Consider the following 24,109-nt stretch of genomic DNA (forward strand, 5'->3'; position numbering starts at 1 on the left):
GGCATGCTCTTGCCGGCCCTGCAATACAGACATACGCCCGCCAGATTGTCCTCTGCGTTGCCCGATGGCCTTCGCAGCGCGGAGGCTGGCTTGTCCATGATGATCCTGCAGGCTTTGGAGGTGCACCGATGAGCGACCAATACGAACGAATGCTGCCGGCCTTGGACGATGCCAAGGTCGAGGAAATGATCGGAAAACTGGTGCTGGTCGGGGTGACCCGCTACGGCGGCGACGGCCAGGTGCAGGGACTGGAGCAGTACGCGGGAACGGTGCTGCGCATCAGTGCCGATGAAGGCGTGGTGCTGGCCGACGAGAACGATGGCCACGAGCGTTACCTGCCTCCGATGCTCGACCAGTACCTGCCGGCCCAGCCGGGAGAGTACCGGATGAGCAACAGCGGCATGATCGTGGTCGACCCGGACTATCTCACCGCCTGGGACCTGCACGCCCAGCAGTAGTGCCGGGCCATGCCTGGCAGGTGCCGGCAGCTCCCCGGCACCTCCCGGAGCTGCACTTTGCCCCATCCGGCCACTAGCCCTTCCGGCCCATTCACGACAACTCCTGCGGTGCTAGATTCGGGGCCATGCCCGATTCCGGGTACCCATTCACACCCCAGGGGATAAGGATGCTGATCCGTCGAACCTCTCTGGCAGCGGCCGTTGCCGTTGCCACCGTCGGCCTGCTGGCCGCTGGCCCGGCGCTTGCCGATTACGCGAAGCCGCCGGAGCACCTGCTCAAGGTGCTGAAGGCACCGCCGCCGCCAGCACCGAACGTGGCCCCGGGCGGCCAGCGCCTGCTGCTGACCACCGCACAGACCTATCCGTCGATCAGCCGCGTCGCCCAGCCGTACCTGAAGCTGGCCGGCGTTCGCCTGGAGCCGAAGAACCGCAGTCGGCATGACACCCCCGGCGGCTACGGTATTCCGGCCTGCGTGGCCGACTTCACCCTGGTCGATATCGGCAGCGGCAAGGAGACCAAGGTCAACCTGCCGCAGGGCTGCGCCACTGGCGCGCTGTGGTCGGCCGATGGCAGCCACTTCGCCTTCCAGAATGCGGTCGATACCAGCGTGCAGCTGTGGGTGGGCGATGCGGCCACCGGCCAGGTGAAGCAGGTGCCGAACGTGCAGCTGAACCCGATCTTCGGCTACACCGTGCAGTGGCTGGGCGGCAGCCAGAACCTGCTGGTGAAACTGGTGCCGGCCAATCAGGGTCCGGCGCCGTCCAACGGTGGCGTGCCGACCGGTCCGGATGCGCAGGAATCGCTGGGCAGCAGTGGCGAGAGCAGCACCTACGAAGCCCGCGACACCCTGACCAGCGTGCATGATGAAAAGCTGTTCGCCTACTACGGCGCTTCGCAGCTGGCCGTGGTCGATACCGCCGCGGGCAGCGTGCGCCCGGTGGGGCAGCCTGCGCTGTTCAACGAGGTCAGCGCCGCGCCCGATGGCGTGCACGTGCTGACCGAGTCGATCAAGGCGCCGTACTCACATGCGGTGACCTATCAGCGCTTCGCCAATGATGTGGCGGTGCTGGACGTGAGCAATGGCCGCAGCACGTCGATCGCCAGCCTGCCGCTGGCGGATCGCGTGCCGGTGCACGGCGTACCGGAAGGCCCGCGCGGTTTCGACTGGCGAGCCACCGATCCGGCGACCCTGGTCTATGCCGAAGCGCTGGACAAGGGCGACTGGAAGGTCAGCGTGCCGCACCGTGACCGCGTGCTGATGCTGAAGGCCCCGTTCAACGGCAAGCCGACCGAAATCACCCGTACCGCGCAGCGTTTTGAAGGGTTTGCGTGGACCGCCGATCCGGCCGTAGCCTTCCAGTACGAGAACGACGAGAACCGCCACTGGATGCAGACCCGCATCGTCGATGTGGACCAGCCGAAGAAGGAAGGTCGCCTGCTGTGGGACATGTCCAGCGATGAGCTCTACGGCAATCCCGGCAACCTCGTGTTCACGCGTCTGCCGAATGGCGCGCAGGTCGTGCGCCGTGAGGGCAACCACGTATTCCTCAGCGGCCGTGGCGCTTCGCCGCAGGGCGACCGTCCGTTCCTCGACCGCCTGGACCTGGGCACGCTGAAGAGCGAGCGCCTGTTCCGTAGCAGTGCCGACGCCTACGAACAGTTCCTCGGCTTCAGCAACACGCCGGGGCGCTACCTGACCTGGCACCAGTCGGTGATCGATCCGCCGAACGCCTTCATCCGCCAGCAGGGTGAGGCAGTGGCCGATGCGAAGGCCGGTGAGGCGCAGTTCGCGTCCACCGCGACCGCGCTGACCAAACTGGTCGACCCGACCCCGGAAGTGCGCCAGATCAAGAAGCAGCTGGTGACCTACAAGCGCGCCGACGGCGTGGACCTGTCGTTCACTCTGTACACGCCGCCGGGCTACAAGGAAGGCCAGCGCGTGCCGGCGATCCTGTACGCGTACCCGGCCGACTTCGCCAATGCCGCTCAGGCGGGGCAGGTGTCTGGTTCGCAGCAGACCTTCACCCGCCTGCAGCCGTACCGCCTGATGCTGCTGGCCGGCTACGCGATCATCGACAATGCCTCGTTCCCGATCGTGGGTGACCCGAAGAACGCCTACGACACCTACCTGGAGCAGTTGGAAGCCGACGCCAAGGCAGCGGTGGACAAGGCCGTGGACATGGGCGTGGTCGACCGGAACCGCATCGGCGTGACCGGTCACAGCCACGGCGGCCTGATGACCGCCAACCTGATCGCGCACACCAACCTGTTCAAGGCCGGTGTGGCGACCAGCGGTTCGTACAACAAGACCTTTACCCCGTTCGGCTTCCAGAACGAGCGTCGCTCGGTATGGCAGGCGCAGGACGTGTACCTGAAGGCCTCGCCGTTCTTCTATGCCGACAAGATCAAGCTGCCGCTGCTGCTGGTCCACGGTGAGGATGACGCCAACCCGGGTACCGAACCGTTCCAGTCGCGCAAGCTGTACCAGGCCATTCGTGGCAACGGCGGCACCACCCGCCTGGTGATGCTGCCGAACGAACCGCACTGGTACACCGCGCTGGAGTCCAACGAGCAGCTGGTGTCGGAGATGCTGAACTGGTTCGACACCTACGTGAAGAACGCCAAGTAGCGTCGAGCGAGCTCGACTGCTTTGCACGAGGCCGCCTTCGGGCGGCCTTCCTGCATCCTGTAGAGCCGCGCCATGCTCGGCTGCTGTTCGCATGTAAACAGATGCACGTGCTCTGCAATTAACTGTGGAGACTCGGTAACGACGTGTTACCGGCACATTCGCATGCCACGCAAATGGTCTAGGCTGAACCTGATCGCTCGTTCCAGGTCGGTGCAATGAAAGCCATTCTCCTTGCTGCAACGTTGTCGTTGGCCCTGGTTTCAACGGCATATGCTCAGTCGTTTCCTGCTGAGCTGACGCAATTGGGCATTGTCGCCGGCATGCCTTACGCCAAGGCCAAGCGCCTGCTGGATGCTGCAGGCTGGCAGGCGAAACCTGCGCAGGGCGCGCCGGAGTCGCTGGAGGGCTTTCCGGAAGTCGGATGCCAGAAGGACGGAAAGCAGTGTGCGACGACCTTCGAAAAGGACGGTCAACAGATCGCGGTGCGGCTGGGCACTACCCTGGCAGGGCAGCCGTTCGTGCAGAGCGCTGACTGAGCACCCGCCCTCACGCCAGCGGTAGGCGGTCCTGCGCGTGGGATAACCCGTCATGCAGGTCGCGCACGTGCTCGGCCTTGGCATGCACCCGGGTGGTATCGCCGAAACTGCGTAGATAAGCGCAGGCTGCGAAGCCGGCGCTCTTCTTTTCGTACTCGGCAATCCAGGCCAATCGATCCGGATTGTTGGCCTGTTCGGATGACCACGCGGCCACTGGCGGGCGGATGCGGTACTTCAGGCCGACGCGCCACGGCTTCGGTGTCAGTCGCGCACGGAAGCAATGCTGCAGCCGGCACATGCGCGCGTACAGGGTATCGGTGCCCAGTGCCTTGAAGAATGCCTGCAGCTGCTCGTCCTCCGGCGAGAACGTGGCATGCATCGCCAGTACGCGCAGTCCCGCAGGCGTCCGGTAGGCGCGCAGATGCCAGTGGGGGTGTTGTTCGCTGAAGGCTTCCACGCGTCGCAGCGCCAACCCCTCGGCGCCCCCGGCGGCGGCCAGCCGCTGCCTGCGGCGCATCAGCAATGCCGCATTGACCAGAACCACCGCCGCCACGCCCAGCACCAGTCCCACCAGCCAATGCCACAGCAGCGTGCCGGTGACGGCGCCGGCAAGCAGCACGACCGCCGCAACGATGGCCGGCATCACGCAGCCGGCTGGCGGCTGCGCATGGTCGATGTCGGCGAACAGTACGTCCGGGCTGTTGAGGCACAGTGCGCCATAGCTGTTGCGGGTTATGACGACGTCGCCGTCGCGCTGCACGATCTGCTCGCGGATCGGCACGCCTTCCACGCCATAGTTGCTGCGCACTTCGCGACGCGGCAGCACCTGTCCGGCGAGGATGGCATTGAGGGCTTCATTGGCGCGGCGGTCGGCGTGCACCTGCGCCTCGGCAGGGCCTTCGTCGGACCAGCCGAAGCGGCGCACCACCACCGGCCGGCCACGGAAACGGGCCTGCAGGCGGGCTTCGGCCCAGTAGGCGGGAACGATCATCATCGCGGGGTGCTCTATCTTCCGTGGCAGGTGCCAACGCGAGTCTGGCACAGCGCCGGGGTGCCCGCATCTGCTTGCTGCGGCGGCCGGGCCGGAGTGATAGATTGCGCGCTTCGCATGCACTCCACCAAGGACGGAGCGATGTCCATGATCCTGCGCGGCCTGTTGGCCCTGGCCTGTGCCGGGGTGGTTGGCATGGCCACGGCGGCGGCACCGGCCGGGCCGCAGATTGTCACTGACGATGTCAGCCGTTTCTACGCGCTGTACGACAACGCAGGTGGCAAACCCAGCGTTGCGCAGTTGCGTGGCTACATGGCCGAGGGTTCGGCGGGCCTGGCCGAGCTGGCCAAGGCGCGCCGGGTCACCCCCGAGCGCATTGCCGAGTCCATCGCCAGCCAGCCGGAGCTGTATGTGCAGGGGCGAAGCTGCCTGGCCGAACTGCCGGCGGTGAAACAACGTCTGACGCAGGTGTTTTCCAACCTGCAGGCCATCTATCCGCAGGCTGCGTTTCCGCCGGTGACCATCGCCGTCGGCCGTGGTCGTCCGGTAGGGTTGACCTCGAAAAGCGGCGTGATCATCGGCCTGGAAGCGCTGTGCGCAGCCGATTTCATGAATCCCAATGTGCAGGACCGCTTCGTGCATGTGATCGCGCACGAGTACGTGCACATCCAGCAGACCGGCCTGACCGACTTCGAGCCGGGCGACCCGCATGCGACGGTGCTGCGTGTTTCGTTGGGCGAGGGCATTGCTGAGTTCATCGCCGAACTGATTTCCGGCAACGTCGGCAACGGGCGCCATGCGGCCTGGACCCGTGGTCGGGAAGTGCATATCGAAAGCGCATTCGCGCTGGATCTGGACAGCACCGATCTGTCGCCGTGGCTGTACAACTACAAGCCCGGTTCGCAGGAGCCCTATGACCTCGGGTACTGGGTGGGATACCGCATCGCCAAGGCCTATTACCTGCAGGCCAAGAACAAGCGTGACGCGGTGCGTGCGCTGATCCAGCAGGACAACCCGAAGGCGATCCTGGCCGCCAGCGGCTGGACGCCGGGCATGTGGATGCCGGCGAAAGTCACGGGTGTGGCGGCGCGTACGGCTGCACGCTGAGCACAGGGTGGGGCGTTAGACTGCTGAAGATGATTTCAGGAGTACCCGCATGCGTGGACCTGTTGAGCTTGCCACTGCCACTGTCGTGGCGTTGGGCCTCGCGTTGGCTTCTCCGCTGGGCGCCGCTGAGGCCGTCGCAGTCAACCCGCTGCTGCAGACGCCCATCGACCAGCTACGCCCCGACGAAGTGCGCTTCATGCAGCAGCGCCTGGCCGATTGGCCGGAGCTGCAACGCTATCGTGATGCCAATGCGCGCCTACCTGATGCGGTGCCCGGCCAGCCGCGCGTGGTGTTCTTCGGTGACTCCATCACCGAAGGTTGGGGCAGGGAAGGCAGTGCCGGTTTCTTCCCCGGCAAGGGCTGGCTCAACCGCGGCATCAGCGGCCAGACCACGGCGCAGATGCTGGTGCGTTTCCCGCAGGACGTGCTGGCACTGAAGCCACAGGTGGTGGTGATCCTGGCCGGCACCAACGACATTGCCGGCAACACCGGCCCATCCACGCAGGCGATGATCGAAGACAACCTGCACGCGATGGTGGACCTTGCCCGTGCACATGGCATCGGCGTAGTGCTGGCATCAGTGCTGCCGGTCAGCGATTACCCGTGGCTGCCGGGCACAGCACCTGCGCCCAAGGTGCGTGCATTGAACACGGCATTGAAGCGCTATGCCGATGCACAGCAGCTGGTCTATCTGGACTACTACACGCCGATGGCCAATGCGATCGGCGGACTGGACCCGCAGTTGGCGGAGGACGGCGTGCATCCTACGGCGAAGGGCTATGCGGTGATGGCGCCGTTGGCCGAGGCGGCGGTCAAGCGCGCGCTGCAGCAGAAGTAGCTCCGCCGGGCAGGCTTGCCAGCAGCCACTCGCAGAAACTGATCACCAGCGGATCGGTTGCACTCTCCTCATGTACCAGCCAACTCCAGCGGGGGCCGCGCACGCGTGCATCATCCAATGGTTGCAGCAGGCCTTGTTCGCAGGCTCGGGCTGCCAGCAGCTCGCTGACCAAGGCGATACCCAGCCCTTGGCACGCGGCATCCAGCAACTGCCCGGGCTCGGAGAAATTCATTCCCTCGCGGCGCTGGCCGACATCGGCGCCACCCTGCACCTGCCATTGGCTCCAGTCCATCTCGCGCTCGCCATGCAGGGTGAGGCGTTCGTGCGCCGGTGTGGCGAGCAGGGCCGGATGGCAGGCCGGATAGAGGCGGTCCTGCAGCAGCACGCGATGCTGGCACTGCGCCTGTGAGTCGAGGTCATCACGTACCGCTACGTCCAGCGTCTGCGTGGTCATGTCCGGCGCTTCCTCGCTGGTCAGCAGCCACAGATCGGCGTCGGGATGCAGCCGGTGAAAGCTGGCCAGGCGTGGCACCAGCCAATGCCGAGCAAAGGCCGGGCTGGCGTTGACGATCAGTTGATTGGGCTTGCGGTACTGATCGAGCCGGCGGATGCCGCTGGCCAGCTGCCGCAGCAGCGCCTGCGTTGTTTCCAGCAGGTCGATGCCGGCATCGGTGAGGGTGACGCTGCGGCCCTGCCGGAAGAACAACGGCTGCTGCAGCGACGCTTCCAGACCCCGGATCTGCTGGCTGATGGCCGACTGGGTCAGGTGCAGTTCCTCCGCCGCACGGTGGAAACTGCCCAGCCGGGCCGCAGCCTCGAAACCCCGTAGCGCGTTCAGTGGTGGCCAGTGCTTGAGCATTTAAGATAAGTAAAACTGTTCAATTGATGGTTGAATCTATCGTTTGTTCTTATGTGTCGGCAAGCGCAGCATAGCGCCCATCCCACACCGGCCATGGAGCCTGTCATGAGCAACCGTCGTCACTTCCTCACCCAGCTGGCGGGCGCCGCCGGTCTTGGCGGCCTGGCTGCTCTGGGCCTGGCCGGGCTGCCGGGTCGCGTGGCCGCAGCAGGGCCAGGTGCGGGGACTTGGCGCATGCCGGACGAGCACGGCCCACAGGAACGCGTGTTCCTTGCCTTCGCCGCGCAGCCGCGGGTGTGGGGCGCGCAGGCCGATGCGGTGAACACCGCCGTGGCGCGGTTGGCCCGTACCATCGCGCGCCACCAGCCGGTCAGCGTGCTGTGCCGCCCGGCGCAGTTGAAGCAGGCGCAGGATCGCTGTGGCCGCGACAACATCGAGTTCCTCGAGGTGCCGCTGGATGACATCTGGGTGCGCGACTATGGTGGGTGCTTCGTCACCGATGGCCAGGGCGGGCTGGGCCTGGTCGACTTCAACTTCAATGGCTGGGGCGGCAAGCAGAGCGCGCGCAACGATGGCGCGGTGGCGCCGTGGCTGGCGCAGGTGACTGGCGCGACGCTGCTGGAAAGCGATCTGGTGGGCGAGGGCGGTGGCATCGAAGTCGATGGCCATGGCACGGCCATCCTCACCGAAAGCTGCTGGGTCAACCGCAACCGCAATCCGGACTGGTCGCGCGCGGATATCGAGGCCGAGCTGAAGCATCACCTGGGCCTGCGCAAGGTGATCTGGCTGCCCGGCATCGCCGGCAAGGACATCACCGATGCGCACGTGGACTTCTATGCGCGCTTCGTACGCCCGGGCGTGGTGATCGCCAATCTGGACAACGATCCGGAGTCCTACGATTACGACCTGACCCGCGAGCATCTGCGGATCCTGCGCGGGGCCACCGATGCCGATGGCCGTCGCCTGCAGGTGCATACGCTGCCGCCGCCGCTGGACGGGCGCGATAACGTGCATACGCGCGACAACGACGATCTGGCGATGGGCTACATCAACTACCTGCCGATCAACGGCGCAGTGGTCGCGCCGCAGTTCGGAGACGACGAAGCCGATGGATTCTGCCGCGAACTACTGGAAGACATGTATCCCGGCCGCGTGATCGAGCAGGTGGATATCGATGCCATCGCGGGCGGCGGTGGCGGCATCCATTGCGTGACCAAGAACATGCCGAAGGTGTAGTCCACTGTTGCGTTGACGCGCCGGAGGTCATGTCATGATGCTCCAGGTACACATGCTCGGGGGAGCAGATGGATCTGGATACGGGCATATGGAGTGGATTGGTGGGCGGCAGTATCGCCACGATGATTGCACGGCGAGCTGCCGATCGACTTCCCAGTCACTACCGCGGCCGTAGTCTGGTCTACCTGCGACGCCGCCATCGCGCTTCCATCTGGAGTGCAAACGCGCTTTTCCTGCTCGGGTTGATCAGCGGCCTGTTGATCTGGCCGTTGGGTCACTACGCCAGTACGGATTCACTTCCATTGCTGCTGGCAGCCGGCATGAGTTGCGGTCTGCCGCTGTTGGCGCTGCTGCTGATTCCCTGGATGACCCGCCGTCCGATCCGTGAGGCATGGGTGATCTTCGGCTATTCGCAGGGTGGGCCGGTGTGGTTGATCTACTCGATCCTGCTGGCAGGCGTCGCCTGTGGTGTGGTCGGAGTTTTGCGGCTGCCGGACTGAGGCGGCAGCACCTGCATGGCGCGCACATCCAGCGCGCTCAGGCGTCGTCCTGCTTCAACGCCGCATCGGCAGCCAGCAGCGCCTCGGCGGCCGCACTGAGCGGCGGCGACGGCGGGGCGACCACGCCGATCGCTTCCATCATCTTCGGCATGCCCAGGAACTGCCGCGCGCGACGGTCGTAGATGCCGGTGACCAGCAGTGCACGGGTGGCGATCTTCTGCTCGGTACCGATCAGCACGCGCTGCTCCATGATGCCGCGCGAACCGACCCAGCCGACCAGCCGCGTTTCCAGGGTGAAGCGCTGGAATGGCTTGAGTTCGCGGCGGAACTGGATGGTGCCGGCGCCGACGATCGGTGCCCACTTCTCGCGCAGCGCCACCCGGCCCAGGCCCATGCGCAGGATCAGGTCCAGCCGGCCCAGGTCGAAGATGTTCCAGTAGCGGCCGTTGGTCATGTGCAGGTTGCTGTCCAGGTCATTGGGCAGTACCCGGAACTGCAGCCGCGAGACCCCGAACGGGGCCTCCAGCTTGGGCCGGAACAGGCTGCACAGCAGCAGGTGGAGCAGGCGGAACCAGAGATTCATGGTTATGACGACTGTTATAGAATCGCCGGTACGCTAATCTATGACGACTGTCCTGGCAAGGAGCCTGCCGTGAGCCCGCGTCCCTCTGATGCGCCACAACGCGTGATTGATGCTGCGGCACAGATGCTGGCGCGCGTGGGTCTCAATGCCACCAGCATCCGTGAGGTGACCAAGCTGGCCGAGGCACCGCTGGGCTCCACCTATCACCACTTTCCGGGCGGCAAGCAGGAGCTGTTGGCGCGTGCCACCCACATGGCCGGCGACAAGGTCGAAGCGTTGCTGGTGGAACTGCTGAAGGGTGGGGCGGTGCAGGGCCTGCAGCAGTTCCTGACGATGTGGCGCGAGCGCCTGCTGCGCTCCGGGTTCCGCGCCGGCTGCCCGGTGCTGGCCGCTGCGGTGGAGGAGCCGGTGGAGGCCGTACCGAGCCAGCCGCGCGCGGCAGCTGCAGAGGTATTCGCGCGCTGGCAGGGCCATCTGGCCGCAGCGTTCGTCGCCGACGGACACGATCCGGCCGCCGCGGGTGGGCTGGCCAGTCTGGTGATCGCCAGCGTGGAAGGTGCGGTGGCGATGTGCCGCGCACTGCAGGACATCGCCCCGTTCGACCAGGTGGCCGCGCAGTTGTTGAAAGCCGCCGCGCGGCCTTGATCCGGCGGCACGGTCGCGGGAGACTCGGCGCAGGCCCTGACTGGACGCCGCCATGGACGAATCGCACTGCCGCCACCTGATCGAGCACTACCTGCAGGCCTACAACCGCTTCGACATCGACGCCATGCTGGCGGTGCTGGCGCATAACGTGCGTTTCGAGAACCACAGCGGCAGCCAGCTGACGATGGTCACCGAAGGCATCGATGCCTTCGGCGAACTGGCACGGCAATCGGCGCCGCTGTTCCGCGAGCGCGAGCAGCGGTTGCTCGAGTTGACCTTCGAGGATGGCATGGCGCTGGCCAGGATCGGCTGGCGTGGCGTGTTCGCGCAGGACATTCCCGATGGTCCCAGTGCGGGCACGGAACTGGCCCTGCAGGGACGCAGCGAGTTCGCTTTTGAGGACGGTCGCATCGTGCGGATCATCGACCGCAGCTGAGGATCGATGGCACAGGTCCGCCGTCTGGACAGCGGACCTGCCCGCGGTAGAATCCGCCCACCACCGCTTACGCGTGCCCGGCAAGGACGTCCGCATGCAGTATCAGGTTTTCGAGCTTCCACGCTGCACGATCTTCGGCATCCAGCGGCGCCGATGAAACGCACCCGTTTCTTTTCACGCAGCCCGTTGAAGTTGCCGATGAACCGCGGCAGTGAAGTCGTGCGCGCGCGGCAGCATCTGCAGCAACGCGGCTGGCCGCGCCTGCAGATGGCATTGATCGTGGCCCTGACCGGTGCGGCCGGTTTCCTTGCCTCGCATCTGCTGCGTCTGGCCGGTATCGACGCAATGCTGCTTCGCTACCCGATGGCCGTGCTGTTGGCCTATGGCGTGTTCCTGCTGCTGATGTGGATCTGGATCCGCTGGCGCTGGGACAACGTGCTGGATGGCCTGTCGGCGGATGTGGGTAGTGGCAGCCCATCGCCTCGCGGAAGTGCCGTGGAATCACCGTGGAACGGCATCGGTGGCCGTTCCGGAGGTGGCGGCGCGTCAGCTTCGTGGAATGAGTCGGCGCGGGTCAGCGGCGGCGATGCCGGTGAGCTGCCGTTGACCGGCCTGGCCGAAGACGAAGCGGGCCTGCCGTTGCTCGCGATCCTCGGCATCGTCGCGCTGGTGGCGACCGTCCTGCTGGCCAGCGTGTGGGTGGTGTGGGCGGCGCCGGTGATGATGGCCGAGCTGCTGGTGGACGCCGCCATCGCCGGTGGCCTGTACCGGCGCATGCAGGGCATGCAGGAGCAGGGATGGTGGCGGGTATGCGTGACGCACACGATCTGGCCGCTGCTCGGCCTGCTGCTGTTCTTTGCTGTGCTGGGTTGGCTTGCGCAGGCGCTGGCGCCAGGAGCGACCCACCTGCTGCAGGTCATTCAAGCGCTGTAGCGCCACGTTCCCGGCCGATATCCCAACCTGCTTCATTTCTTCGAGGAGCTTCATGCGACAGCGCATTGCACGGAAGCGCATCCTGACGACAGCGGTCGTCCTGTTCGTGGCTGCTGGCGCAGCGCTGATGGCCAGCGTGCGCCCGCAGTGGCGGCAGGATGTCAGCCCGCCTCCGATCAATCTGGGAACGGCACGGATGCAGGCCGAGGTGATGGCAGAGCTCATCGACCTGCGACCGACACCGCCAGGAAAGCCGCCAGTACCACCGATTCCAATGAAGGCAGTCTCCTCCCCGATGCTGACCGGCAACAGTGGGTTCGCGACCGCGGAGGTGCCACTGGCAGATGTCGCGCCAGCACACTTCGAGCCGCGCGGCTGGGAACCCGACATGCCATTTGCAGTGATGGAATGGACTGCGCCTTCCTGCGGTGAAGGAGACCCCGTCCCGGTCTGCCAGGTTCGTCACAGCGTCGTCGAGTGGCGCGATGATGACAGTGCGGCGTCCTTTCAACTTCAGCAGCATCTGGAGGCGGTGCTGCAGGTTGCGAACCGCCGGGCTGTACGCGTACCCGACCTCGCGTTTGAGCTTGCACATGTGCGAGCGCAACGGATGACGTGGGACGAGCTTCAGCAACGGCGCGCACGCGGCGTCGAGGGATGCACGGGTGGCCGGGGCAATCCGGATCTGGGCGTTGTCTATCTGCAGCGTCCTGTGTTCAGCCTGGACGGGAACTGGGCAATGGCATCGATCGCCTCGGATCTGTGCAGTGGAGGAACGGCGATGCGCGCCCTCTACCTTCTGCACCGCAGCAAGGGCGGATGGGAGCGTGTTCGAGTGGATCCTGTCCGCTATATGAGCTTTGGCCACGGCCTGTGGCCCGCGTTGCCGGAGTCGTGATGACAGATACCTCGTTCAAGCCGGACCGTGACTGCCAACAACGGATCGTCTGGCGACGCATTGCGTCGTTGGCGGCGGCGCTGTCGGCTTTGGCTCTCATGGCCGGAGTCTGCAGCCTGCGCCCGAGGTGGCAGCAGGCGATCGGTCCGCCATTGGTCAACCTGGGAACGGCGCAGATGGAGGCGGAGGCGATGGCGCTGGCGATCCGGCAGAGGCCGCCTTTCCCCCCTCCACCCCCGCCAGAGCCGCAGCCAACACCAGTTCTGCCATCGCCGCTGAGCGAGGTGCCCACCGCACCGCAGACGCCGTCCACGCGCGTCGATCGATGGCGCCCGCAGGAGCAGCCACAGTTGACCGACCCGGTGGGGGAGGACATCTACGTGATGGAGCAGACCTTGCCCTATTGCTGGCCGGGCAGCAGTGCCTCCACCTGCCAGGAGGTGGACGATCTGGTCCTGCCGCTGGACGATTGGTGGCCCCAGGACATCCATGCGCTGCGGTTGCAGCTGCAGGCGGACCTGGTTCCCGCCAATCACCGTTCCACGCCAGTGCCTGCGGCCGCATTGGCCGGTGCGCAGCGGATGGACAGCGCGGGGCTTCGAGCGCTGCGGGAGCAGGGGTGCGGGACAACGGTGCATCGGCCGACTCGGACATACGACCACGTCGTCTATCTGACCCGGCCCGTTTTCAGCGTCGATGGGCAGTGGGCTATGATCGCGGTCGCCTGGGATTCGTGTTCCGACGATTTCGTCTACCGGGAGCTTGTCGTACTGCATCGGGAACAAGGACGCTGGATGGCCGAACCCCCGGAACGGGGTCTGGGCGGCGTATGGGACGGCCGCGTACTGCGGCCCTGGACGTACAACCACTGACGAGGAAGAGCGCATGGATGTCGCTGCACGCAGGAACAGGATGTTGTTTCGTTGGATCATGGTGACGCTGCTGGCTGTGTTGTTGCCGTTTGCAGCACTGGCACAGCCTGCAGCCGGGCAGGCCGATGGCGCCGAAGCCGCTACTGCCGCGGAAGAGGCGCAATGCCGCACCTGCACTTATGAGCGTATTGGGCCCAAGGTCGATATCGGCCTGGTGGCCCTGATTTCGCTGCTGGTGGTGGGCCTGCTGGTGGCGGTATCCCGCGAATGGGGCACCACCTCGCAACGATGGACCTGCCGCACGCTGGCCCTGTTGCTGGTGGGTGTCGGTGTGGCGTTGCTGTGGTGGGCTGGCAGCGTCGTCTACCTGGGCTACAACCCGTGGCAGGAAATGGCCGCCCCCGTCGATGGCTCGCTCACATCGACACTGCTCACTACCTCACCGAAGTGGCTGGCGGCGATGGTGCTGATCGGCTTCGCGCCTTCCATCTGGAAACGCAGCGAGCGCCTGCCGGCGTGGCGCATCAGCTGACATTGAAACGGCGGCGCTGGATCACACCCGGCGCCGCCTGCGGTCATCAGTCAAAGCGCAAACGCACACCAGCGTAGATGCCACGGCCTTCGCCCGGCGTCGAGCGGGCAATATCCTTGCCGGCATCGTTGTAGCCCGGCGTGACCGTGGCGGCGTAGTGGCGGTTGCCGATGTTGCGCATCTCCGCCCAGGCCTGCCAGCGACCGCCGGGTGCGTCGTAGCCGATGCGGCTGCCGAAGATCACATGGCTGTCGGCCCAGTAGCTATTGGCGTAGTCCACGGCGATGCGCGAGGCGTATTCGGTATTGAGCGCAGCGTACAGGCCGGACGCGTGATCGAAGCGCAGCTCGGCCTGGTAAGCGTGGCGCGGCAGGCCGGGCAGGCGGTTGCTGCCGAAACGCGCATCGTGGCGATAGCGGAAGTCGCTGAAGGTGTACGCCTGGCGCAGCGACACGCGGCCCGGTGCAGTCTGCCACAGGGTGCTGTCCAATCCGGCTTCGATGCCGCGGTGCACGGTGGGGCTGGCGTTGTTCTCGGCGATGAACAGGTTCGGCACCGGCTGCAGCTCGACGCTCAGCAGTTCGTTGTTCACGTGTGCGTAGTAACCGGTCAGTTCCCAGCGGCCCAGCGCCGCGTCACCGCGCGCGCCCAGTTCCAGCGTGGTGGCGGTCTGGTTCTGCATCGGTACCGGCGCGCGCTGGCGGCCGGTGGACGGGCCATTGCCCGGCCCGAAGTACTGGTTGGAACCCCAGATCATCGACCACGGATGCGGTGCTTCCACCGAGCGGCTGAGGTTGCCGAACCACTGGGTCTGCGCGCTGTGCTGCCAGGTGAAGCCCAGTCGGGGCGCGTAGTCCCAGTCGCGGTCGCGCAGGCGGCCGCCGCTGATTGGCCAGGTCACCTGCACATCGCGGCGGGTGTTGATCAGCGCCAGCCCGGTCTGCATGCGCAGGCGGTCATTGAAGGAGAGGGTGTTGCTGACGTGCAGGGTGCTGTCGGTGCCGTGGTGGCGGAAGTCACGTGTGCGCGTGCCGGCGGCATAGCCGTTGCTGGCAAAACGCAGCGACTCGCGCACATCGGCGTCCAGATCGTGGGTGACGCGCAGGCCGACCGTGGTTTCGCTGTCCAGGCCGAACAGCCGGTGGCGGTGGCGGTAGTCCAGTGTGGCGTTGAGGTTGGCGTAGTCCAGCTGCTGGCGGTACAGGCTCTCGTTCAAGTCCATCGGGTACTTGTGATAGACCAGTCCCGCCTGCAGCGAGGAATCCTCATCGATCTGCAGCGTGGTGACGTTGCCCACCCACGTGCTGCCGGGCTGCGGGCGACGTGCATCGATGGCCAGGTTGGCTGGGTTCGCCGCGTGCGGGTCATTGCGGATCTGATCGCGGGTCAGGCGACCGGGTGTTTCGTGATTGGTTTCGCGGTAGCGCACGAAGAAGCGTGTCTGCAGGTCGGGCGTGATCTGCCAGCCGATGTTGGCCATCGCGCCCTTGCCGTCGCCGCGCGCATGGCGCTGATAGCCATCGAACTCGGTATCGGTGTAGGCCAGGAAGTAATCGACATCGCCACTGACGCCGCCCCAGCTGATGCCGCGCTTCTGGTAGCCACGGCTGCCGGCTTCGTAGTGCAGCTGCACGCCCGCCGAATCACGGCCGCTGCGGCTGATGTAGTCGATGGCACCGCCCAGTGCCAGCGCGCCATGCTCGAAACCGTTGGCGCCGCGCAGTACTTCCACGCGGGACAGCCACAGCGATTCCAGCAGCTCGTAGGGCGTGCCGCCCGGGCCGGTCAGTGGCAGGCCGTCGATCGACACCGCAATACCCGAGGCATGCGCGCCCGGGCCCCGGTTGATGCCTGAGCCACGGATCGAAATCTTGGTGCCTTCGTTGCCCGGCGACTGCGCGCTGATGCCCGGCTGGTAGGCCAGCACATCGGCACTGCTGGACAGCCGGCTGTCCGCCTTGGCCACGTCGATGACGTTGCTGGCGCCGGGTACGCGCTTCAGCGCCTCGCGCGCCTGGGCGCTGGCATCGGCGGCGGTGACCTGCACCGCATCCAGCGTGGTGGCCTGCGGGGCCGCAGCGGCGGTGGAGGAGAGGCCAAGAGAAACGGCCAGGAACAACAGCGACGGGGCGGGGCGGTACGACGAGAGCGACATGCGGGAATGCTGTAAACCACGAAAGTGGCGCGCAAGTTAACAGGTCGGCGACGTCACGTCACCCATCGGCGGCGTATGGCCGCCCGCGCTCCTTGTAGAGTCGAGCTTGCTCGACTGTCTTTCGCTTTCTGTAGAGTCGAGCCTTGCTCGACTGCCTCTGTGTCCCGGAGTCGAGCACGGCTCGACTCTACAGAGCCGGCTTCGCCAGCGCCTTGGCCTTTGCATACAGCCGGTCAGCCGTTTCCCTCTCACCCAGCGCGGCGTGGCATTCCGCGAGGCTGTCCCACGCATTGGCCGAATTCGGATACAGCTCGGTATTGAGAGCGAACACCTTCACCGCCTTGCGTGCCCCGAGGCTTTCGCGGACCGCGTACGCATCGGCATTGATCGCGCGTTCCAGTTCGCTGGCAGCAACCTTATTGCTGTCGCGCAGCCAGCGATGCACTGCTTCTGCCGCATCCTCACTGTCATCCAGCGCATACGCGATCAGCCGCTCGGACAGCACCGCATGCGGGAACTCCCGCGGTGCGGCGACCGCCATCGTGCTCTCCACCAGCGTGCTCGACCAGACATTGCGTGCGCTGCCGTTGGTCAGGTACACGAACACCCAGTAGCCGTTGGCCAGCGTGCCCTTGTAGGCCAGCCGCGCACGTACACGGGTGCCGCCATCGTGGCCGACCTGGGTGTAGCCGTCGCTGCGGGTGGTATCCCAACCGGTGGAGAAGAAATTGCTGCCACCGCCGGCCAGTTTCTGCGGCTGCCAGAGTTTTTCCAGGGTCGCCGTGCGCAGCAGCTTGCCGGTCGCCAGCGCCTGCAGGAAACGGTTCATGTCGCCCACGGTGGTCTGCAGGTCGGCGTGTCCCCAACCGTAGTTCGGCCAGGGGGCTTCATTGGCCGGCTGCAATGCGCCGTCTTTGCCGATGTACGGCACCGCCGCGCGCTGCGCCGGCACGCTGGTGATGCCCCACGAGGTACTGGTCATCTTCAATGGCAGCAGGATGCGTTCGCGCGCGATGGCCGGGTAGGGCTTGCGGTAATGCGCTTCCAGCAAGGCGGTCAGCACCAGGTAGTTGGCCTGGGTGTACTGCACGCGGCTGCCGGTGACAAACTGCATCGGTGTCGCGCCGGCCACCTTCAGCGCTGCTGCAAGGTCCGGCGCCACTCCGGTGTAGCCCTTGCTCACCCAGCGGTTGTCCACCCGGTCGTAATACTCGCCGATACCCGAGCTGTGGTTGAGGAAATCGCGTACGTGAATGGTCTGCCATGCTGATGGCAGGTCCGGCACATAGCGACTGGCCGGGGCATCCAGATCCACCTTGCCCTGATCCACCAGTTGCATCACCAGCGTGCTGGTCAGCAGCTTGGCCATCGACTGCGCGGCGAAGATGGTATCGACGGTGGCCGGTGCATGCGTGGCCGGGTCGCGCTCGCCGCTGGCGCCCTGGTAGAGCACTTGGCCATTGTGTGCGACCAGTACCGCCTGGCCGGCGATGCCGTAGCGCTCGCGGTTGGCCTGCAGTTGGGTGTCGAGCTGAGCAGAGAGAGTGCCGGGAGCGCCACGTGCAGAAGCGATCGGAACGGCGAACAGGGCACAGAGCAATGCGGCAGCAAGGGTGCGGTACATCGCGGTGATCCGTCAGCGGTGATGGCGCATGTTGGTCACGGCGGGAGAGCGGGTCAAGCGGGGCTGGCGGCAATGTGAATGAATGAATTTCCAATGGTCTGTCGTAAACAGCTCTTAGAATCTGATGAAGCACCAGATATAAGAGCGCCTCAGTCCACGCCGACGAAACAGTCCAAGATGGGAGGGACAATGGAAGATGATGAAGATTTCGCGCTCTTCATCGAGAGCTTCGGTGAGGCAACTGAACACGATCCGGTGCCAGAGACCGCGTTCTCCAAGTGGGCGGGCATCTTGCCTGATTCGCTCTTGAGCTATTGGCGTCGGGATGGATGGGCGAACTATGGCAATGGACGGCTGTGGACGGTGAATCCCGAGGACTACGAAGGCCTGATGCACATGTGGTTGTCTGGTACGCCATTTCCCCTGATCGATACCTACCATGTGTTTGCCAGAAGCGGGTTTGGACGGCTCTACCTGTGCGGCGAAGCATCAGGCGCTGGCGTGAGCATCGATCCGATCCGCAGTGAAGTATTTGCTCTTCAGAACTGTTTGAGACCCAAGTCTCTCGCACGGCAGGAGGGTGGCATCAAGGCATTCTTCGCTTGCGCGGAGCTTGACGACTTTGATCTGATGGATGGGGCCGAAGAGCTGCCTTTCGACAGGGTTGTGAGCACTTGCGGGCACTTGATGGCGGATGAGATGTATGGCTTTGAGCCAGCGCTGGTTTGCGGCGGCGAAGTAGCCATTGGCAATCTGCGCAGGTTCAAGCTTCAGCCGCACCTGCACATGCTGAGGGAGTTCGCCGCGCCTGCGTTTCCACGCTATGCGAACAATGTGAAACCGCTGGCCCGGAAGTGATCCGAAGGACCCAATCATGTAGAGCCGAGCCCATGCTCGGCTGCCTTCCCTGGAAGCATTGAGCCGAGCATGGCTCGGCTCTACAGGTGCCTTCCGGTAGTGCTGGCCGCTGGCCGGCACCCCTGCGATCAGCCGAGGATGCCCGGCAGATCCAGTCCCTTTTCCTTCGCGCAGTCGATTGCGATCTCATAGCCCGCATCGGCATGGCGCATCACGCCGGTCGCGGGGTCGTTCCACAGCACGCGGCCAATCCGTTTGGCCGCCGCTTCGGTGCCGTCGCAGACGATCACCATGCCGGCGTGCTGCGAGAAGCCCATGCCGACGCCGCCGCCATGGTGCAGCGACACCCAGGTGGCGCCGCTGGCGGTGTTGAGCAGGGCGTTCAGCAGCGGCCAGTCGGACACGGCATCGGAACCGTCGGCCATCGCTTCGGTTTCGCGGTTCGGCGAGGCAACGCTGCCGCTGTCCAGGTGGTCGCGGCCGATCACCACCGGCGCCTTCAGCTCGCCGTTGGCCACCATCTCGTTGAAGGCCAGGCCGAGGCGATCGCGGTCACCCAGACCCACCCAGCAGATGCGCGCGGGCAGGCCCTGGAACTTGATCTTCTCGGCAGCCATGTCCAGCCAGCGGTGCAGGTGCGGGTTGTCCGGAATCAGTTCCTTCACCTTGGCATCGGTCTTGGCGATGTCTTCCGGATCGCCGCTCAGTGCGGCCCAGCGGAACGGGCCGATGCCGCGGCAGAACAGCGGGCGGATGTAGGCCGGCACGAAACCGGGGAAGTCGAAGGCATTGGCCACGCCTTCCTCCAGTGCCATCTGCCGCAGGTTGTTGCCGTAGTCCACGGTCGGCACGCCCAGCGCGTGGAAGCCAAGCATGGCGCGGATGTGGTTGGCCATCGACGCGCGCGCGGCTTTCTCCACTTCCTTGGGCGCGGAGACACGTTTCTCATCCCACTGCTCGACCGTCCAGCCCTGCGGCAGGTAGCCGTTCACCGGGTCGTGCGCGGAGGTCTGATCGGTCAGCAGGTCCGGCTTCACGCCGCGCTTGAGCAGTTCAGCCAGTACGTCGGCGACGTTGCCGAGCAGGCCCACCGACTTCGGCGTACCGGCCTTGCACGATTCATCGATCAGCCGCAGCGCTTCGTCCAGGTTGTCGGTCCAGGTATCCAAGTAGCCGGTGCGCAGGCGCATGTCGATGCTGCTCTTGCGGCACTCGACGGCCAGGCAGGAAGCGCCGGCCATTACGGCAGCCAGCGGCTGCGCGCCACCCATGCCGCCCAGGCCGCCGGTGAACAGCCACTTCCCGGTCAGGTCGCCACCGAAGTGCTGGCGTCCCATTTCCACGAAGGTCTCGTAGGTGCCCTGTACGATGCCCTGCGCGCCGATGTAGATCCAGCTGCCGGCGGTCATCTGGCCGTACATGGCCAGGCCCTTTTTATCCAGCTCGTTGAAGTGGTCCCAGTTGGCCCAGCGCGGCACCAGGTTGGAATTGGCGATCAGCACGCGCGGCGCATCGGCGTGGGTGCGGAACACGCCCACCGGCTTGCCCGACTGCACCAGCAGGGTCTGGTCGTCGTCCAGGCGCTTGAGCGTTTCGACAATGGCGTCGAAGCTCTCCCAGTCGCGCGCGGCGCGGCCGATGCCGCCGTACACCACCAGTTCCTGCGGCCGTTCGGCCACGTCCGGGTGCAGGTTGTTCATCAGCATGCGCAGCGGCGCTTCGGTCAGCCAGCTCTTGGCGTTGAGCGTGGTGCCGGTGGGCGCGGCAATGGTGCGGGTCGGGTCGTTGCGGGTCATGCGGCGCTCCGGTTCGTAGCGAATTCAAGGCAGGCGTTGAGCACCTGCGCCAGGGTGTGGCGCAGCGGTGCGGCGTGGTCGGGGTCGAGCGGGGTGGGCCAGCTGTGCTCGTCCACCTGGTCCGGCAGGGGTTCGTGCATGTAGCCGCGGCAGGCCAGTTCCATCTGCAGGCTGTGCACGCCGCCGGCGACGTTGCTGTAGTGGCGGGTGATCCAGCCGCCCTTGAAGCGGCCGTTGCGCACCTGGCTCATGCCACTGATCTTCAGCAGGTTCTCCACCACATCGCTCAACGCGTTGTCGCAGGAGGTGTCCGGAGCGCCGGAGGGGCCGGCGGTACCCAGGTTGAACTGCGGCAGCTCGCCGTCGAACAGGTGCGGGATATGCGAGCGGATCGAATGCGCGTCGTACACCACCACGGTGCCGTGGCGTTCACGCAGGCGCGTGATCTGCGAAGCCAGCGCATCGTGGTAAGGCAGGAAATACGTGTCGCGGCGACGGGCGATTTCCGTTTCATCCGGCTCGCGGCCGGCGTGGTACAGCGGCTGGTTGTCGAAGGTGGTCAGCGGGCACAGGCCGGTGGTGTTCTGGCCTGGGTACAGCGACACACCGCTGGGATCACGATTGAGATCGATCACCGAACGTGAGATCGCCGAGCGCACCGTGGTCGCGCCCATGCCGCGCACGAAGTCGTACAGTTCGTGCACCCACCAGTCGGCATCGCGGCGGGCCAGCCACGGTGAGTGGTAGTCGCCGATCAGGTCGTGCGGCAGTTCGCTGCCCGTATGCGGGAAGCTGACGATCAACGGGGCATCGCCTTCGTGCACCGTCAGCCATTCGGGATGGGCACTCATGCCTGCGGTTCCACGGTTGGCAGAAGCCCGGCCAAGCCCTGCGCCAGCGCGCCGCTGCGCACCAGATTCGTGGCGGTCACCATGTCCGGGTGGAAGTAGCGGTCTTCTTCCAGCGTCGGCACCTGTGCACGCAGGGTGGCGCGCACGGCTTCCAGCGCGGTGCTGGAGCGCAGCGGCGCGTGGAAGTCGCAGCCCTGCGCGGCGGCCAGCAGCTCGATGCCGATCACGTTGGCGGCGTTCTCGGCCATCTGCATCAGGCGGCGCGCACCGTGTGCGGCCATCGACACATGGTCTTCCTGATTGGCCGAGGTCGGGATCGAATCGACGCTGGCCGGGTAGGCGCGCTGCTTGTTTTCCGAGACCAGCGCGGCGGCGGTCACCTGTGGAATCATGAAGCCGGAATTCAGGCCCGGGCGTGGGGTCAGGAACGCCGGCAGGCCGGACAGCGCCGGGTCGACCAGCATCGCCAGGCGGCGCTCGCTGATCGAACCGATCTCGCACACCGCCATCGCCAGCATGTCGGCGGCGAAGGCCACCGGTTCGGCGTGGAAGTTGCCGCCGGACAGTGCTTCGCCGGTGTCGGTGAACACCAGCGGATTGTCGGAGACGCCGTTGGCTTCGATTTCCAGCGTGGTCGCGGCCTGGCGCAGGATGTCCAGCGCCGCGCCCATCACCTGCGGCTGGCAGCGCAGGCAGTACGGATCCTGCACGCGTACGTCGTTGTCACGATGCGATTCGCGGATGTCCGAGCCCTGCATCAACGTGCGCAGGGTGGCGGCGGTGGCGATCTGCCCGCGCTGGCCACGCAGGGCATGGATGCGCGGATCGAACGGGGTATCCGAGCCCTTGGCCGCTTCCACCGACAGCGCGCCGGTGACCAACGCGGCCTGGAACACGGTTTCGATCTCGAACAGGCCGGCCAGCGCATAGGCGGTGGAGAACTGGGTGCCGTTGAGCAGGGCCAGGCCTTCCTTCGCGCCCAGCTCGATCGGTTGCAGGCCGACACGTGCCAGTGCGTCGACCGCCGGTAGGCGTTCGTCACCGATGAAGGCTTCGCCGACGCCCAGCATCACGCTGGCCAGGTGCGAGAGCGGCGCCAGGTCACCCGAGGCACCCACCGAGCCCTGTGCGGGCACCACCGGCAGCACGCCCTTGACCAGCATTGCTTCCAGCAGCAGCAGGGTTTCCTCGCGGATGCCCGAAGCACCCTGCGCCAGGCTGACCAGCTTCAGCGCCATCATCAGGCGCACCACGCTGGCGGGCATCGGCTCGCCAACACCGGCAGCGTGCGAGAGCACGATGTTCCGCTGCAGGGTGGCCAGGTCCTCGCGCTCGATGCGCACGCTGGCCAGCTTGCCGAAGCCCGTGTTGATGCCATAGACCGGCGCGCCCTTGGCGACGATGGCAGCCACGGTCGCCGCACTGGCGCGCACCACCGGCAGCGCGGCCGGGTCCAGTGCAAGCGGCGCACCGCGATAGGCCTGCCGCCACTGGGCGAGGGTGACATGGCCGGGGCGAAGAACCAGGGTGTTGCTCATGTGTTGCTCCAGGAGGCAGGCAGGTCGGGCTGTCCGCGCACCACGCGCGCGTGCAGCGGGTTGAATCCAATGCGATAAACCAGATCGGCGGGGGCGTCGATGTCCCAGATCGCCAGATCGCAGTCCATGCCCACGGCCAGGCGGCCGATGCGGTCGCCATGGCCCAGAGCGCGCGCCGCTTCACGGGTGAAGCCGGCGATGCATTCGTCCACGGTCAGGCGGAACAGGGTGGCGCCCATGTTCATCGCCAGCAGCGGGCTGGTCAGTGGCGAGGTGCCCGGATTGCTGTCGGTGGCCAGTGCCAACGGCACGCCGGCCGCACGCAGCGCCGCGATCGGTGGCAGGGTGGTATCGCGGGTGAAATAGAAGGCGCCGGGCAGCAGCACCGCCACGGTACCCGCCGCGGCCATCGCGGCGATGCCGGCATCGTCCAGGTGTTCGATATGGTCGGCCGAGAGTGCACCGAAGCCGGCGGCCAGTTCGGCGCCATGCTGGTTGCTCAGCTGCTCGGCGTGGATCTTCACCGCCAGCCCGTTGGCGCGCGCCGCTTCGAAGACCTGCCGCGCCTGCGCCGGCGAGAACGCGATGTTCTCGCAGAACACATCCACTGCTTCGGCCAGGCCTTCGGCGGCGATGGCCGGGATCATCACATTGCACACCTCGTCGGTGTACTCCTGTGCTTCACGGCCCGGCGGAATCGCGTGCGCACCGAGGAAGGTGGTCACCACGTTGACCCTGCATTCCTCGCCCAGCGCACGCGCCACCTGCAGCTGCTTGCGTTCGTCGGGCAGGGTCAGGCCGTAGCCGGACTTGATCTCGAGGGTGGTCACGCCCTCGGCGCGCATCGCCAGCAACCGTGGGCGGCTTTCGCGGGCCAGCTGTTCCGGCGTGGCGGCGCGGGTGGCGCGCACGGTGGAGACGATGCCGCCGCCGGCACGGGCGATGTCGGCATAGCTGACGCCCTGCAGGCGCTGCTCGAACTCGTTGGCGCGGTTGCCGGCGTAGACCAGGTGGGTGTGGCAGTCGATCAGGCCCGGCGAAATCCAGCGGCCTTCGCCGTCGATGCGGGTGGTCGGCTGCAGGTGGGCATCGCTGCCGGCCGCGCCGACATGGACGATGCGGCCGTTGGCGCAGGCCAGTACGCCATCGCGGATGACACCCAGCCCCTCGCCATCGAGGGTGATCAGGTGAACGTTGGACCAGAGGGTATCGACGTGCATGGCATCCACAACG

23 protein-coding genes are annotated in these 24,109 nt (G+C 66.1%); 14 read left to right on the top strand and 9 right to left on the bottom strand.

The features are described 5' to 3' along the window. Positions 1–128 precede the first annotated feature (128 nt). The 3 genes from QRO95_RS11290 to QRO95_RS11300 all read left to right on the top strand — a co-directional run bounded on the left by QRO95_RS11290 (position 129) and on the right by QRO95_RS11300 (position 3,624). Entirely contained in the window at positions 129–458 is a 330-nt protein-coding gene (locus tag QRO95_RS11290; protein WP_006376346.1) for a hypothetical protein, read from the top strand. 167 nt (positions 459–625) lie between these two features. Beyond that, a complete protein-coding gene (locus QRO95_RS11295) occupies positions 626–3,088 on the top strand; it encodes a prolyl oligopeptidase family serine peptidase (RefSeq protein WP_285302570.1) in 2,463 nt (820 codons plus the stop codon). 215 nt (positions 3,089–3,303) lie between these two features. Next, positions 3,304–3,624 (top strand): hypothetical protein, encoded by a 321-nt coding sequence (locus QRO95_RS11300; protein WP_006376283.1) that lies wholly within the window; start codon positions 3,304–3,306, stop codon positions 3,622–3,624. A 10-nt stretch (positions 3,625–3,634) separates the two neighbouring features. On the opposite strand, the gene QRO95_RS11305 is transcribed toward QRO95_RS11300, so the two are convergent. Next, entirely contained in the window at positions 3,635–4,618 is a 984-nt protein-coding gene (locus QRO95_RS11305; protein ID WP_049463183.1) for a hypothetical protein, read from the bottom strand. 138 nt (positions 4,619–4,756) lie between these two features. On the opposite strand from QRO95_RS11305, the gene QRO95_RS11310 reads away from it, so the two are divergent. Both QRO95_RS11310 and QRO95_RS11315 read left to right on the top strand, forming a co-directional pair. Further along, complete coding sequence (locus QRO95_RS11310) at positions 4,757–5,722, top strand: DUF2268 domain-containing putative Zn-dependent protease (RefSeq protein WP_032127700.1); 966 nt, start codon at positions 4,757–4,759, stop codon at positions 5,720–5,722. Positions 5,723–5,771: 49 nt separating this feature from the next. Beyond that, on the top strand, positions 5,772–6,560 hold the full coding sequence (locus QRO95_RS11315) for an SGNH/GDSL hydrolase family protein (RefSeq protein ID WP_285302571.1): 789 nt from the start codon (positions 5,772–5,774) through the stop codon (positions 6,558–6,560). On the opposite strand, the gene QRO95_RS11320 is transcribed toward QRO95_RS11315, so the two are convergent. Further along, positions 6,535–7,419, bottom strand: coding sequence for a LysR family transcriptional regulator (locus tag QRO95_RS11320; RefSeq protein WP_164080423.1), 885 nt, complete (start codon positions 7,417–7,419; stop codon positions 6,535–6,537). The genes QRO95_RS11315 and QRO95_RS11320 overlap by 26 nt on opposite strands. Before the next feature lie 105 nt (positions 7,420–7,524). On the opposite strand from QRO95_RS11320, the gene QRO95_RS11325 reads away from it, so the two are divergent. Together QRO95_RS11325 and QRO95_RS11330 are read left to right on the top strand one after the other, a co-directional pair. Then, a complete protein-coding gene (locus QRO95_RS11325) occupies positions 7,525–8,655 on the top strand; it encodes an agmatine/peptidylarginine deiminase (protein ID WP_121505168.1) in 1,131 nt (376 codons plus the stop codon). 101 nt (positions 8,656–8,756) lie between these two features. After that, positions 8,757–9,155 (top strand): hypothetical protein, encoded by a 399-nt coding sequence (locus QRO95_RS11330; RefSeq protein WP_285302572.1) that lies wholly within the window; start codon positions 8,757–8,759, stop codon positions 9,153–9,155. 37 nt (positions 9,156–9,192) lie between these two features. On the opposite strand, the gene QRO95_RS11335 is transcribed toward QRO95_RS11330, so the two are convergent. After that, complete coding sequence (locus QRO95_RS11335) at positions 9,193–9,738, bottom strand: thioesterase family protein (protein ID WP_032127705.1); 546 nt, start codon at positions 9,736–9,738, stop codon at positions 9,193–9,195. A gap of 69 nt (positions 9,739–9,807) precedes the next feature. Between QRO95_RS11335 and QRO95_RS11340 the strand changes: the two genes are divergently transcribed. The 6 genes from QRO95_RS11340 to QRO95_RS11365 all read left to right on the top strand — a co-directional run bounded on the left by QRO95_RS11340 (position 9,808) and on the right by QRO95_RS11365 (position 14,054). Beyond that, positions 9,808–10,383 carry a TetR/AcrR family transcriptional regulator gene (locus tag QRO95_RS11340; protein WP_049400158.1) on the top strand — a complete coding sequence of 192 codons (576 nt, stop codon included), beginning with the start codon at positions 9,808–9,810 and terminating at the stop codon, positions 10,381–10,383. Between the two features lie 52 nt (positions 10,384–10,435). Beyond that, positions 10,436–10,819, top strand: coding sequence for a nuclear transport factor 2 family protein (locus QRO95_RS11345; protein WP_049463189.1), 384 nt, complete (start codon positions 10,436–10,438; stop codon positions 10,817–10,819). A 153-nt stretch (positions 10,820–10,972) separates the two neighbouring features. Next, positions 10,973–11,752 carry a hypothetical protein gene (locus tag QRO95_RS11350; RefSeq protein ID WP_285302573.1) on the top strand — a complete coding sequence of 260 codons (780 nt, stop codon included), beginning with the start codon at positions 10,973–10,975 and terminating at the stop codon, positions 11,750–11,752. A gap of 52 nt (positions 11,753–11,804) precedes the next feature. Continuing rightward, on the top strand, positions 11,805–12,650 hold the full coding sequence (locus QRO95_RS11355; RefSeq protein ID WP_285302574.1) for an energy transducer TonB: 846 nt from the start codon (positions 11,805–11,807) through the stop codon (positions 12,648–12,650). Continuing rightward, the gene (locus QRO95_RS11360) at positions 12,650–13,522 is read left to right on the top strand and encodes a hypothetical protein (RefSeq protein ID WP_285302575.1); all 873 of its coding nucleotides are present in this window, start codon (positions 12,650–12,652) and stop codon (positions 13,520–13,522) included. Before QRO95_RS11355 ends, QRO95_RS11360 begins: the two co-directional genes overlap by 1 nt. 13 nt (positions 13,523–13,535) lie before the next feature. After that, entirely contained in the window at positions 13,536–14,054 is a 519-nt protein-coding gene (locus QRO95_RS11365) for a hypothetical protein (protein ID WP_197615090.1), read from the top strand. A 46-nt stretch (positions 14,055–14,100) separates the two neighbouring features. On the opposite strand, the gene QRO95_RS11370 is transcribed toward QRO95_RS11365, so the two are convergent. After that, positions 14,101–16,209, bottom strand: coding sequence for a TonB-dependent receptor domain-containing protein (locus tag QRO95_RS11370; protein WP_285302577.1), 2,109 nt, complete (start codon positions 16,207–16,209; stop codon positions 14,101–14,103). Between the two features lie 187 nt (positions 16,210–16,396). Further along, positions 16,397–17,833 carry a class A beta-lactamase-related serine hydrolase gene (locus tag QRO95_RS11375; RefSeq protein WP_285302578.1) on the bottom strand — a complete coding sequence of 479 codons (1,437 nt, stop codon included), beginning with the start codon at positions 17,831–17,833 and terminating at the stop codon, positions 16,397–16,399. Between the two features lie 189 nt (positions 17,834–18,022). On the opposite strand from QRO95_RS11375, the gene QRO95_RS11380 reads away from it, so the two are divergent. Further along, complete coding sequence (locus QRO95_RS11380; RefSeq protein ID WP_253144316.1) at positions 18,023–18,691, top strand: GAD-like domain-containing protein; 669 nt, start codon at positions 18,023–18,025, stop codon at positions 18,689–18,691. Between the two features lie 128 nt (positions 18,692–18,819). Here the strand turns inward: QRO95_RS11380 and hutU are convergent, their stop codons facing one another. From hutU to hutI, 4 genes are read right to left on the bottom strand one after another with little or no spacing between them, the layout of a single operon-like run. Further along, a complete protein-coding gene (hutU, locus tag QRO95_RS11385) occupies positions 18,820–20,487 on the bottom strand; it encodes a urocanate hydratase (RefSeq protein ID WP_049399643.1) in 1,668 nt (555 codons plus the stop codon). Beyond that, positions 20,484–21,338, bottom strand: a complete 855-nt coding sequence (hutG, locus tag QRO95_RS11390) for an N-formylglutamate deformylase (protein ID WP_285302579.1) — start codon at positions 21,336–21,338, stop codon at positions 20,484–20,486. Before hutG ends, hutU begins: the two co-directional genes overlap by 4 nt. Continuing rightward, the gene (hutH, locus tag QRO95_RS11395; protein WP_285302580.1) at positions 21,335–22,876 is read right to left on the bottom strand and encodes a histidine ammonia-lyase; all 1,542 of its coding nucleotides are present in this window, start codon (positions 22,874–22,876) and stop codon (positions 21,335–21,337) included. The genes hutG and hutH overlap by 4 nt, the downstream gene beginning before the upstream one ends. Then, entirely contained in the window at positions 22,873–24,096 is a 1,224-nt protein-coding gene (hutI, locus tag QRO95_RS11400; RefSeq protein WP_285302581.1) for an imidazolonepropionase, read from the bottom strand. Before hutI ends, hutH begins: the two co-directional genes overlap by 4 nt. Positions 24,097–24,109 lie beyond the last annotated feature (13 nt).

Source organism: Stenotrophomonas maltophilia group sp. Smal13 (assembly GCF_030236855.1).
GTDB lineage: Bacteria > Pseudomonadota > Gammaproteobacteria > Xanthomonadales > Xanthomonadaceae > Stenotrophomonas > Stenotrophomonas maltophilia_A.